Consider the following 13328-nt stretch of genomic DNA (forward strand, 5'->3'; position numbering starts at 1 on the left):
CCTACCGAATTTTAACAAAAATAATCAATTAGTTACTATATTAACAAGTTACTTATCTCATATAATAATAAATTAAGCTCAGGCACTATCCTAAATACATTTCTATTGATCAAATAATATGTGATTCAACAACATATTTAAAAATCCTTGATAAACAAAAGATCCTTGAACTATACCCAAGAACCTTTTCTTTATTTTATATAAAACTATTAATGCTTAATTGATTACTATTTTCTTAGTAATCTTTGTGTTTTTTGATGTATCAACAATTGAAATAAAATACACTCCTCTACCATTGGAAGAAATATCCAACACAGCATCCTGACCTTTCATTTCACCATTACTAACTTGTTTACCAGTTATATCAAAAAGACTATAAGTCAATCTATTTTCAGCTTTATTTATTAAATTAAATCTTCCATTAGACGGATTAGGATATAAGAGTACTGTATTATTATCTAACTCGTTTTCATCTACACTTAAAACAGTATTATATGAAATAGAATTTAATGTTGTCGCACCAGTATTTCCAGGATCTAGCCAATTAGACAGTCTCGTAGCATTTGTTGTCCCAAAATTCCAAGAAATATCAAATCTACCATATACATCACGTTGATTATTATCATTAGTCCCTGAACAAGCTGCGGATCCACCTGCCAACTGCCCAACAATTCTTCCATTAGAGTCAAACAAAGGAGACCCTGAAGATCCTTGTTCTGTAACTCCGAGATCCCAATTTGCCACATTCCACATTTCAGTCGTAGAATTTCCATTAAAACTAATGATCGTTTTAGTCAGTGGCTCATTTTCTCTACACACTTTCATTATATCACCTGAAGGGTGATGAATTCCAACGACAAAACTAGATGGAACATTCCCAGTTCTATCCCAACCTGCAAACTCAAGATCCCAAGAATTATCAAGCCCACCATCCAATCGCAGTAACCTAACATCAGATTCAGAGTTAACAGCTAACCTAGTAGCTCCACTTGTTGTTTGATTTACTGTAGCATCCGTACTATTAACTATTGTTGCACAAGAAGGATTAGGACTTATCCAATTAAATCGAAAAGCCCAAGTCGATTCAGGACCAGCATCACAATGATTAGCCGTTAAGAAAAAAGGTGCTCCATCGTTATTTGTATTATTAATCAATCCTCCAGAACATACAAATCCCTGCATAATAACAAAACCTACAGAATGCTTTAATCTATCTTTTATTGAATCGTAATCAGCACCTATTGAACAATCCACATCTTGATTACAATCACCTGAACTATTTAGAGCTTTTTCTTGAACATCAGCATCAGTAATAGATCTATACCCATGTACTACTCTTCCCAAATTTAAATCTCCTTGACCAATAACATTTTTAGGCTCTCTATATTCTATCAAAACTTTTTCTCCTGCCACCATCCAAGTTCCTAACATTTCATCAGAACGATTAAACACATTTGTATATGCTCCTAAAACATCAGTTTTATCATCATTATACAAATAAATCGTGGCACCTGTAGGAACATTATATTTGTTAAAAACAAAATTTAAAGATTTTGCCCCTTCAGAATAAATTCCAATTCTATAGATATGATCTCCATTAGGAAGTACATCTAATGTTCCCTCTTTTTTAATATCAACATTTACTTTAAATTCATGACCAAATCTATAAGGTTTGGATCTATCCGAATCGTTTATCTCGTCCTCTGCTTTAATTTTTTCTAAATTAAATGTCGGCATCTTGATTTCTGAAACACTTTTGTTCATCGATTTACTGAAGTCTTCGCTAAAACTAGCGGGGCTCCCTTCGTTGGTAACTTGACTACTCGCAATCAAACACCAAAGCAATGCTGTAGTAGCTAAAATAATTTTTTTCATAATATTTCTGTGATTCATTAAGTTAGTCTTTTTTTTTGTATTTATATAATAATTCGTATGCCTAAAAAACATCTCTATTCATTAATAATAACAGGATAATTTATCAAAACCCCACCAGCTCTTAACAAAATTAGTTAATTAATTCTAATCTTAGTTGTAAAACCAGTACATTTCGACATCAAAAACTTATTGCTTAAAATTTGATTACGAAATGCCTTTACAGATAGAATCCAACCCTTTACTTGACAGATTACCTCCTCATCTTAAGCAATTTATCAAACCTCAAAACTATGATGAGTACACCTCGATTGATCAAGCTGTATGGAGGTATGTAATGCGTAAAAATATAGCTTCACTAAGCAAAGTTGCTCATAACTCTTATTTAACAGGCTTGAAAAAAACCGGTATTTCTATTGATGAAATCCCTAGTATGTATGGAATGAACCGAATTCTAAAAGAAATTGGGTGGGCCGCGGTTGCTGTAGATGGCTTTATTCCTCCCAATGCATTTATGGAATTCCAGGCATATAATATACTCGTTATTGCATCAGACATTAGGCAATTAGAAAATATAGAATACACGCCTGCTCCTGACATTATTCATGAAGCGGCAGGACATGCTCCAATTATAGCTAATCCTGATTATGCAGAATATTTACGTCGTTTTGGTAAAATTGGATGCAAAGCTATTTCTTCTAAAAAGGATTACGATATGTACGAAGCTGTTCGTACACTATCAATCCTAAAAGAATCACCTGATACCGATCCTGTAACTATAGAAAATGCAGAAAAGAGAGTCAATGAACTACAAAATCAAAAATCAGAACCTTCAGAAATGGCTTTGATTAGGAACCTACATTGGTGGACGGTAGAATATGGTCTTATAGGAAGTGTAGATGACCCAAAAATTTACGGTGCAGGACTACTTTCTTCTATTGGAGAAAGTGAATGGTGTATGACCAATAATGTAACTAAGCTTCCTTATATTCCTGATGCTGCGTTTCAAGATTTTGATATTACAAAGCCTCAACCTCAATTATTTGTAACTCCAGATTTTGCATATCTATGTCAAGTACTCGAAGAATTTGCGGACACTATGGCTTTACGTAAAGGAGGACATCGCGGGCTAGCTAAACTTATTGAGTCTCAAAACCTAGGAACTATAGAACTAAGTACTGGCTTACAAATTTCTGGAACCTTCACTAGAATGATCAAAAATGAAGATAACGAAGTTATTTATTTTGAAACCAAAGGTCCTACTGCACTCTCGTTCAGAGAAAAAGAATTGATTGGTCAAGGAATTGATGCACACCCTAACGGATTCAGATCTCCTCTTGGAAAATTAAAAGGTATTAATCTAGCGATAGAAAACATGTCCCCAAGAGACCTAAAGGCATACAATTTTTATGATGGCGAACATATCGAATTTGAGTTCGAAAGTGGAATTACTGTTGCCGGAATAAATATTACTGGAATACGAAACATAAAAGGAGAACTTATTCTTATTCAGTTTAAAGAGTGTACTATTAAGTACAAAGATGAATACTTATTTAAACCTGAATGGGGTACTTTCGATTTTGCCGTAGGAAAAGAGATCGTATCGGCTTTCTCCGGGCCAGCAGACGACTATTCGTTTGATATGGTTACTCATAATCCAGATATGAATACTATAAAAAGAACATACACTCCAAAAGAAGAAGAGTTACATTCACTATATCAAGCTGTTAAACATGTAAGAAATGGAGAAAACACCAAATTTTCTCTTGAAGCTGTTTTCGCAATTATCAAAAAAGATCACTGCGAAGATTGGTTATTACCCATTGAGATCTATGAATTGATCTACAACAGAGATTCCAATTTTGCTGATCACATCTTAAAACATCTGGAAAACATTAAAGCTAAAAAACCAGAGATAAAACATTTGATTGATAGCGGTATTGAAATCATTGCTCAAAATGCTTTAATAGGATCGTAAATAATATATACTTGTTCGAAAACATCCTTGCTAGATACGTTTTCGAACAAGTTATTTCCACTTTCATTGAATTCGTATTCCTATACCTACATTATGAGTTACACTCGATAATTCACTAAAATTCAACCTATAACTCACAAACCATTTCCCTTTTCGATTGTATTGCAAACCCAGACTTATATTACTAAACTGCTCTTGATTGCCTCCTAATTCTCCAAAACCGTACAAACCACTTCTATATATTGGCGGATGTTCTATAGTGGTTGTAGATTTAATTTCTCTAGGCACTTTTAATTTATACGAAAGACTACTATTTAACAATTCTCCTTTTAAGAGGTTATAACTATAGATTTCTATATCTTCATTATGCAATGTATCCTTATACTCTCTAGCCTCTTCAAAAAGATGTTTTTCTCCTTCAGAAATCTCTTGTTTTTTTCTTATTACTATTTTAGAATTATCTCCTTTAACAACCTTCGGAACATACACTGTTTTGTATTTAATGGTTTGAAGATGAAAAGTATCTATTTTAGTTTGCCAGATTGTATCCACTACCTTAGTTATTTTTGGCTTGGTATCCGAAACCTTTGGACTAACACATTGTCTTTGTATCAAAAAAAAGATTGACAATCCAACAATTATAATCAGCATTCCTTTTTCACTTGACATTTTTTGTAACATATATTTTCATTTAGAACAAAAATTATTTTATACACTTAAAACCGACCTTATCTAAATAATAAGATCGGTTCCTACATTATTACCTAAGAAAGATCTACCAATGTATATTCTACTAATAGTGAGATTTTGCACTTTCCATCAATCGCGCTTGGAGGATTATCGGATGGGTTAGCAGCGTACTTAATCTGTATACCACTATTAATAAAACCAGAGTCTACAGCGATATCAAAATTATTTCCCGGCTCTGCTGATCTCTTATTAATCAACACCCCATTATCCTGAAGATCAAAACCATAAAGTACCGTTGCAATTCCTTGGTCAGAAATTTCTTGATTAGAATAATCACAGGTTAAGGAAAACCCAAATAAATCATTAACGGTATATCCTTCTATCGGTTTTACGAATGTTTTTATAGCATCCACCAATATCATTTTATTTTCTCCTGGAGCTGGAATTACATCAAGCATTCTAAATGACTGATCTATTGTATTTACCTCTCCAGATAAATCAATGATAACCTTTGATACTTTTTTAATTGACTCTGATGATACATCGAATATAGTATCTAACAAATCTTCATACTGTTCTTGAGTAGGCTTGTCGCCTGTTTCGAAGTATGATTTTAATTCTTCTTTTGTTTTTATTGACATTCTTATTTCTTTAAAAAATTATTAAATTATTTTTCCTTTGAAAATTACTACACTCTAGCTATTTCTACTCTTGAGTTCACCCTGTTATTATCCTTATCACTACCTGCCAGGCGTAACACATATTTAGGATTTCTGTTAAATTAGTATCTATTGTGATTTCAACGAAGAAATAACCAGAGGGTAGCTATTTTAAGTATCTCTTTATTTTTTTCCTTCTTTAGAGATGCTACTTATCGTATCTGAAAGACCTCCTGACTTTAGTAAGCTTACTAACGCCTTAAAGAGATCAATACCATAAATTTTATTGAAGTTTTCTAAAATAGATTTTATCTCAGTAATGGCAACAAACCCAGCAATAATCTTAAGAAAAGGAACCTCATCTACGATAAAGGTTTCTAATAAGAATGATGCGAGAATTACCAAATTGTAGATAAAAAACTTAGAGATCGTATTACCTATACGTTCGCTACTGATCGGAATTTTTCTCTTATAGGATGCATATGAACCTGTAATAAAATCCACCAAAATCAGAAAGACCATCGTCATCATTACGCCATTAATAGGCGACAAAATTGTAAGCAACCAAAATGCCATACTTATGATTTTATCCATCTTTAGTTAATTTTTTATACTCTAATACTCTATTCTTTGGATATGCTTGTATGCATACCTTATTGTTTTGATTGCCTCCCAAAACATACACAAATCCTTTCGTCTCTTTGATGAAGAAACCTACATGACCTTTCCAGCTATTAGGACTTTCTCGCCACAGCACCACAACATCTCCAACACTAGGAGAATTAGTAGATTGCCCGATATTAAGCCAACTACGGGCATTAAGCTTACCAGAATAGGAATAGCCAGATTTTTTAGCCACCCAATTAGCAAATGCACTGCACCAAGCAGTTTCATCATGCAATTGTGCACCGTTAAAACCTAATTCATTAAAATAGGAAACAATTTGTGGATGATCCTTGGAGCCATTAATCTCCTTAACGCCATACTGTGATAGCGCCATTTCTAAAATATTCATACGTTAAAAATGTTTTGATTACTTCTACGAAAATGATTCTATTCAAAAAAGATCTATACTACTTTATCACTAAGATTAGTGATACTTTTTTGAGGATTCTTTTGAATTGAATTCATCAAGCAGAACTTGATTAATTGTACTAAAAAGTGAAGATTTTTGGGCGTAATTATAAACCTGCAGGAGCCTAAAAACCTATTCTTTTTTTGTACCTAATTACAGTAAACTGTTATTGTACTATTATCATCAATTCGTCATTAAAAACAATGATCAACAGCACGTTGAAAAGCGTATACAAATATACGAATACACCAAGGCTTTATAAAGGTTTTCACCCTTTACTTACTGCAACTACGGGAGTAAAAAACAAGGCTGGATTCTACAGTAAACAACCATAGAATCCAGCCTTCTTAAAAAAAATATTTCCCCTTTCTGCTATAGATAATTACAGAAGGAAATTCTTATTGCACTATAAATCTTTTTATCTTTTTATTAGTATCATTTCCTACCTGTAAAAGATACAATCCACTCGATAAATTACTTACATCAATATTGCCATCTGTCATTTTCTTACCTATTACTTTTTGGCCTGCATAATTATAGATTGTAATACTCGTTTCCTTATCCGAAAGACCGCTAACAAACAAGATTCCTTCTGTTACAGGATTGGGATATAATTGAAGTGTTCCTTTAGGATTCAAGCTACTTGTAGCATTTGCTCTGGAAGCGGTTGTTCCTCCAATGTTTATTGTATAATCCTCTACTTCCCCATAAGTAAATGTTTCGCAAGGAGTGGCAGTTGCATTATACTTTAAACTTACGCGCATCCTTGTTGTTCCTGTTGATGCACTAGATGGCACTGTAAAATCATAGGATTGATTTGCATCACTACGTGTAGATTCTGAAACTATTAATTCTGAACTATCAAAAATTCCATTTTGATTATAATCAATCCAAACGTTCCAATACTCAGTATATACGGTTCCTGTGTAATTAAGGCTTAACACAATCGTATTTTGCCCATAGGATATGGTTCCTGTTAAGTTTGTATAATCTGTATACCCACTAGTAGCCGCAGAAGTATTATCGATCCCTCCAATACTTACATAATCGATATATTCATCATTCACATTATTACCTTGACTATTACAATAGGTAATTACAACACCTGTAGTAGTTATGGTTACAGAATCACTTGCTGAAGAACTATTTCCTGCAGCATCTTTTGCCGCTACTACAAATGTATATTCTGAATTAGGATTCAATCCGCTAACAGTAGTATTAGCAGAGACAGAAGTAGCTATCAAAGTAGCTCCCTGATAAATTTCATATTCAGATACCCCAATATTATCCGTAGATGCATCCCAGGATAAATCAACCGTTGTTCCCGTAATATTTGATGCTATTACATTGGTTGGTGTAGATGGAGCTTGCGTATCAGGAGTTGTAGAAATAATCTTAAGATCATCAATAGCCATATCACTTCGGAATCCATTTCCTGTAGTACCTTTAAACTGAAGCTTAATTACAGATCCGGCATATGCAGAAAGATCTATAGAAGCTTGGCTCCATTGATCTCCTTGACTTCCGTTTCTACTCCAAAGTGAAGTATAGCTGGATCCATCATCAGTACTTGCTAATATCTCTAAAGACCCCATATTGGTTCCATTCATATGATATCCAAATTCTAAGGTAGCACCAGTTAACGCTTCCAGATCAATGCAAGGGCTATCGAGCAAAGCTATTTTTCCTGGATATCCATTTCCATTACCAGAAGCTTCGGTAAACATATAAAATGAACCTTCCTGAGCTGAAGATGGTCCTGTTCCGTTAGACGGTGTTCCATTGCTATCACGCGTCCAATTAATATCATCACCAGGAGCATTTGTCCATACACCTATACTAGATTCAAAACCTTCTGTATATGGAAATGTAACAATCCCCGCACAAGCAGGTACTCCTGTTGTAGTAAAAGATATTGAACTACTGTAAGGCGAAGTAGTTGCTCCGGCACATATACTACGTACTTGGGCTTCATAAGCCGTTTCTGTCGCTAGATTCGTAAGATTCGTAGTGTTAGTATTAGCAGAAACCACAGTCCAATTTGTAGTTCCCGTTTCTCTATATCTAACATCAAAAGTAGCTCCAGCACTACCAGACCAACTTAGATTAGCGCTAGTTGATTGTACCGAAGATGCAACCAGTCCTGTTGGTGCAACCGCTCCAATTGGAGTTAATTGTACATCTTGAATTACTGCTTGACCGTCTGCAATCGTAACACCTGTGATTGTTTTTGATTCGTAACATTCTGCTTCATACACTAACGTATAAGTTCCAGCTTTGATCGGCCTGTAATAATCACCCTCCGGTAATTCTGTCGGTGTCCATGTTTCGTATGTTTCTTTTCCCACGACGGTTACTTTAGCATCAATCGCCTGATTAGTAACCGCATCTGTAACAACACCGCGTATTCCGTAATTAACCTGTTTTAAAAAACCAATCAATGCTTCTTGATTATAATTCCAGAAATTAACTAATTGGCTAGCTGCAGGAGTTTTGGCATTAGAAAGTTCTACGGTTACTTCTCTTCCCTTATGATAATATATTTGATAATCTTGTCGTCCTCCTTGCACTTCGTACCAAGCATAGCCATTGGTAATTCCGTTATTAAGTGCGTCAAAATATCCATTAGGACTATTTTGTTGACAAAAATCCCTGTATTCTTCTGATACATGAACAAAATAGTCTTCATCAGGATGAGCTCCGGCATAGGTATCCCAAGGATAGTTGATTAGTTCAATTCCACCATGAAAATTAGCCGATAGCACAAAATGTTTAGAGGCTGCAAAATCCATAAATCGCTGTGTTTCTATCTGGTGACTATTCCCATCAGGGTTTGTTCCGTCATCAGGATCAGGATAGTTTCGATTAAGATCTACGTTATTAGCATTACCTCTGGTAGCATTCGCTACGGATGTATTACTTGCACTATTTCTATACGTTCCGTCTGGATTCGCTAATGGATTAATCCACACCTCATTATTATCCAGCAGTTGTTTGATCTCTGCATGTCTTGGATGTGATGTATCATTATACGTAGTCAATAAAAAATCAATAAGATTGAGCATCATAGGATACCCTGCTATTTCATCTCCGTGCATAGAAGAAGTGTACATTACTCGTGGTTCTTGCTCATTTGACCCCACGTTATCGGACAGCTTCACAAAAAGTAAGGACTTATCTCCTTCTGTAGTAGTACCTATATTTTCTACTTGGCATATCGTAGGATTATTAGTAGCAAAATCATTCATCATACTTACATAATCGGCATATGTGGGATATGCAGTTAATGGAAATGTAGCTGCTTTTACAGACAAGTCTGATGTCATCGTTCTATACCCTATGATATTATCTTCCTGTGTTGTAGTAAAAGAAATGTTTTTTTGTAGAAACTGATCAAACTGCGTTTGATTAGCCATTAGTTTTACAATTCCAGTCGCTTCATCATAATGAACAATGGACAACTCTTGAGTCAGCGTTTGTAGTTCAGCAGGACTGTTTATAACGATATCGAATATCACCTCTCCTTTTAGGTTTAGGTATTCAATAGCTTTTTCTTTTTGGGTTTGCTGTGCAAATAGTGAAGTACCAAGGATCATACAGACCCATAAGGCAAGTGTTAGTTTTTTCTTCATGGTTTTTAAGAGTGTTTGTGTGTGACATACTTTGGTTAAGTAGCGGTCAATACAGTTAAATTGGTTTTATTAATTATAAAGATAGAATAAAAAACGACAACACTGAGGTAGAACAACAGATCTTTTCCCCAACCTATACTCCAGTTTATCAATAGATTAACTAGCAGAACCAGCTTATCACAAGTACCCTATGAATCTATCATTATGAGAAAAAAGAATAAAAAAAACCGCTCGAATTGAGCGGTTTTTTTAAGACTTGTTATATTCTTATTTCATATGGATTATAGATCTGTCTTTATTTTGATATTAGGTGATTTTATATTAAAAAAACTTAACTTGGTGTCCCTGCTGGAACCTTAGAAAAATCCCCAGACAACATATCCTGACAATATCGTTCTAACAAAATCCTAAATGAATATACAATCATATCATTCCCTTCTTGTAACGAATCGATGTAAATTGTTTCTTCCGGAGTTAAAAACTCTTTAAAATCAGAAAACCCTTTTATTTCTTCAACCTTAGATGGGTAGTAAAATTCATTTTTAATTTTATTTCTAAAAGCGGTTATTATACCATCTTCCCATCTTTCAGTACAAAAATAAATTTCCACACGCTCATTTTCGATTTTTACAACATATTCTTCATCCGAAAAGAAATCTAGTTCATACTTCTCGATAATTTTACCGAATTGATCCTTAATAAATTTATTATTTATTTTCATCTTTTTTAGTCTACTATTTTATGATCTTCAAAGTTAGTTAAAGTTTGTAAGCTTTTTGCTTTTTCTGACGGAACCATTTTATTAGTTTTAGAGTCATATCGATAGCCATGTTTCCATTCGAATCGATGAATTTCTTTTCCATAACCCGTTAACACTTCTATTCTCTTTCCATCTTTTATTATTGGTCTATACAAATCTATTTTTCTAGTTATCAACAGAATATTCTCTCTTCTTTTTACCGCTGCATCCACCCATTTAGCATTTACCCTATTAAAAAAACCTCCTCTTTTCGAAAAATAACGTACAACTTCCTCTGAAACATTTAGCAAATTATATTTCTGACCAGAAGGTGCTAAAAATTCAAAGTTTCTTCTCAGAATTTCGAAATCAGTAATTACAGGATAGTCTAATTCTTTTAAAATAAACTTTAAATCTGTCATCCAACCTCCTACCAGATAGGTTCCTAAAGGTGTATCCTTACTTACAACAACACCCGAACTTGGTTTATGTTTAAACGTGCTTCTTTTAAATATAATTAGCAATTCATCCAAATATTGTTCCAGTTTTTTATTTCTTCCAGTATTAGAAAAATAACCTTCAAGCTCTGTTTTTGCCTGAGCTTTGGAGCCCACAAAGATCTCTTCATTTTTATAAACAAACCTGAAACTGTCTTCTCCCAGCTTCTGTACAGTAAAACCAACCTTTTCTAATTGGTTAATCCAAATTCTTTTCGACAATAACTTTATAGTTTTAAAAAACGCTTGAATAGGAATAATTTCTCCAAGTAACACTCCAGATCCAGAAGAAAGAACAACATCAGCCTTAACAGATGCCCAGGCATCATCCAACCATTTCCCCAAATCATCTAAAAACTTTGGAAAGTTACTCAGTTGTTTTTGTATTTCTCTGATAATCGTTAAAATGCCATCAATAGTGAATTTAATGGTCTTTTCGGTAGCTCTATACACTCCTTTAATCAGACTTTTATAAGAATCCACAGCTAGTTTTAAAGCTGTTCCGACTGTTTTAGCTCCTCCTGTGAGGATTGCAAACACCACTTCTTCGACTATAAATCCGATCAGATATCCAATACCATATCCCAATTTATCTGAAGAAATTGAAGGAGGAGAAGTCAAGAATTTCACAAAAAGTCCAATCATAAACTTGAAGAACGCTTTGATATTTTTCAAGGTAAATAACTTCGCAGTCGCTTCCATAGCATTTTCGAAAAGCTCTACGAATAAGCTAAACATAGATGCTGGAGTTTTGGCAGTTTGCTCTTGAGCTTTATTAATTCCAATAACAATCTTACAGATCAAACCAATCAGATCAAAAATACCTTTGACCACATCGACCAAACTATTGATCAATCCCACTAAAAAGGAATTTAAAAAAATGAAATAACTTTTAGTTAATGACAATACCTGAGAAGCTACTTCTTTTAGAAATGTTTTTCCTTCATTTATAAAATCAAAAAGAACACTTATTTTTTCTTTTACAAAATCACGAATCAACTGAAAAGGGATTTTATCAATTCCTGTTTGTAATTGATTTTCCAAAGCATCCAACTTTTGGGTAAATCCACTTAATAATTGATCATAATCTGTATTTTCATTGAGTGTTTCTATTTGCTCTATCAACTCAAAACCGGGAAGTATTGGACTATACGTTTTATCTGGGTTTCCAGCTTTATCAAATGCCTTCCAATATTTACTTCCAATCTTCAGGTTATTTTCAATTCCTTTGGAAACAGTATCCATAGCATCTGCTACTTTTTCTAAAGCAAAATTGGCAGGAATATTCACTACTTCTATACCTTTTTGAAATACATTTCGAATTAAATAAAAAACACTGTCTTTATCTTTTACATGATCTTCCAACACTTCTTTAACTACCGAAGAACTAACGCCAATTTCAAAGGTTTTGGTCAATTTGGCGATATCATTATATGGAATATCAGTGCTTTCGGTAATATTATCACCAGAGTTTACTCGTATTACTGAACCAAAGGTGTTGTAAGCATCGTCTTTTTCTATAAACATGACGATCTCATTAGCACCTAATTGATTGATCTTTTGATATGCTCGCTCTAGTTTTGCTCCGTCTTTAGTAATAAATAAAATAACTGATAATTCTGATCCTTCTAATTGTTCATTTAACAAGCTAAGATCGGGTGGAAATTTTTTCTTATTTCCAACACCTTTGGCAGTGACTTCTACCTCATCTAAAATCACAATTTCAGGATTGAAAACAAAGTAATTTCCTTCAAACTCAAATACTTCTCTTTGTGATGAAAACCCAACAATATTTCTAATTTCTCCAGTAGAGGAGAATTGGCCAAATTTCTGCAAATATTCTTTTACAAAAAGATCTGAATATTCAATTCCGGAAGGAGTAATTCTAGCATAGGAATTGTTATTCTCATCCAACGTAACTTGATTATAAACAAGAACTTCTGAAAATAATGAATTGGTCTGATCTAAAACTTCGATTTGATCATTGAAAACGGTAATATTTGGAAATGGCTGGTATTTTTTGTCAAAATTCCTAACACCATATTCATATGCATACATAGTTGTTTTCTTTTGTATTAATATTAATTTTAAGGCATACAGCATCCCCTAATCCTTAATTAGCGGGGACACTGTATGCAGTGAATTTGAAACCATTTTTCAGGTTTTACAATTCACCTTTTCCTTAT

At 33.7% G+C, this 13328-nt stretch carries 9 protein-coding genes; 1 reads left to right on the forward strand and 8 read right to left on the reverse strand.

Annotation, left to right across the window (positions count from 1 at the left end):
* Positions 1-216: 216 nt before the first annotated feature.
* Positions 217-1875, reverse strand: coding sequence for a T9SS type A sorting domain-containing protein (locus Q0975_RS05965; protein ID WP_299434376.1), 1659 nt, complete (start codon positions 1873-1875; stop codon positions 217-219).
* A gap of 211 nt (positions 1876-2086) precedes the next feature.
* On the opposite strand from Q0975_RS05965, the gene Q0975_RS05970 reads away from it, so the two are divergent.
* Positions 2087-3850, forward strand: coding sequence for an aromatic amino acid hydroxylase (locus tag Q0975_RS05970; RefSeq protein WP_299434378.1), 1764 nt, complete (start codon positions 2087-2089; stop codon positions 3848-3850).
* A 63-nt stretch (positions 3851-3913) separates the two neighbouring features.
* Here Q0975_RS05970 and Q0975_RS05975 read toward each other — a convergent pair whose 3' ends face one another.
* The 7 genes from Q0975_RS05975 to Q0975_RS06005 form a co-directional block, all read right to left on the reverse strand.
* A complete protein-coding gene (locus tag Q0975_RS05975; protein ID WP_299434380.1) occupies positions 3914-4519 on the reverse strand; it encodes a hypothetical protein in 606 nt (201 codons plus the stop codon).
* Positions 4520-4614: 95 nt separating this feature from the next.
* Positions 4615-5181 (reverse strand): hypothetical protein, encoded by a 567-nt coding sequence (locus tag Q0975_RS05980; protein ID WP_299434382.1) that lies wholly within the window; start codon positions 5179-5181, stop codon positions 4615-4617.
* A 201-nt stretch (positions 5182-5382) separates the two neighbouring features.
* Positions 5383-5793 (reverse strand): phage holin family protein, encoded by a 411-nt coding sequence (locus Q0975_RS05985; protein ID WP_299434384.1) that lies wholly within the window; start codon positions 5791-5793, stop codon positions 5383-5385.
* Positions 5786-6214, reverse strand: coding sequence for a TIGR02594 family protein (locus Q0975_RS05990; protein ID WP_299434385.1), 429 nt, complete (start codon positions 6212-6214; stop codon positions 5786-5788). Before Q0975_RS05990 ends, Q0975_RS05985 begins: the two co-directional genes overlap by 8 nt.
* 458 nt (positions 6215-6672) lie before the next feature.
* Positions 6673-9906, reverse strand: coding sequence for a M14 family zinc carboxypeptidase (locus Q0975_RS05995; RefSeq protein ID WP_299434387.1), 3234 nt, complete (start codon positions 9904-9906; stop codon positions 6673-6675).
* 331 nt (positions 9907-10237) lie between these two features.
* A complete protein-coding gene (locus tag Q0975_RS06000; RefSeq protein ID WP_299434389.1) occupies positions 10238-10627 on the reverse strand; it encodes a hypothetical protein in 390 nt (129 codons plus the stop codon).
* Between the two features lie 5 nt (positions 10628-10632).
* Entirely contained in the window at positions 10633-13200 is a 2568-nt protein-coding gene (locus tag Q0975_RS06005; RefSeq protein WP_299434391.1) for a hypothetical protein, read from the reverse strand.
* Positions 13201-13328: the final 128 nt, after the last annotated feature.

The sequence above is a fragment of the uncultured Aquimarina sp. genome (assembly GCF_947500065.1).
Classification (GTDB): Bacteria; Bacteroidota; Bacteroidia; order Flavobacteriales; family Flavobacteriaceae; genus Aquimarina.

Coding starts and splice junctions, on each gene's coding strand:
- Q0975_RS05965 (WP_299434376.1), bottom strand. CDS start 1,875: ATGAAAAAAATTATTTTAGCTACTACAGCATTGCTTTGGTGTTTGATT.
- Q0975_RS05970 (WP_299434378.1), top strand. CDS start 2,087: ATGCCTTTACAGATAGAATCCAACCCTTTACTTGACAGATTACCTCCT.
- Q0975_RS05975 (WP_299434380.1), bottom strand. CDS start 4,519: ATGTCAAGTGAAAAAGGAATGCTGATTATAATTGTTGGATTGTCAATC.
- Q0975_RS05980 (WP_299434382.1), bottom strand. CDS start 5,181: ATGTCAATAAAAACAAAAGAAGAATTAAAATCATACTTCGAAACAGGC.
- Q0975_RS05985 (WP_299434384.1), bottom strand. CDS start 5,793: ATGGATAAAATCATAAGTATGGCATTTTGGTTGCTTACAATTTTGTCG.
- Q0975_RS05990 (WP_299434385.1), bottom strand. CDS start 6,214: ATGAATATTTTAGAAATGGCGCTATCACAGTATGGCGTTAAGGAGATT.
- Q0975_RS05995 (WP_299434387.1), bottom strand. CDS start 9,906: ATGAAGAAAAAACTAACACTTGCCTTATGGGTCTGTATGATCCTTGGT.
- Q0975_RS06000 (WP_299434389.1), bottom strand. CDS start 10,627: ATGAAAATAAATAATAAATTTATTAAGGATCAATTCGGTAAAATTATC.
- Q0975_RS06005 (WP_299434391.1), bottom strand. CDS start 13,200: ATGTATGCATATGAATATGGTGTTAGGAATTTTGACAAAAAATACCAG.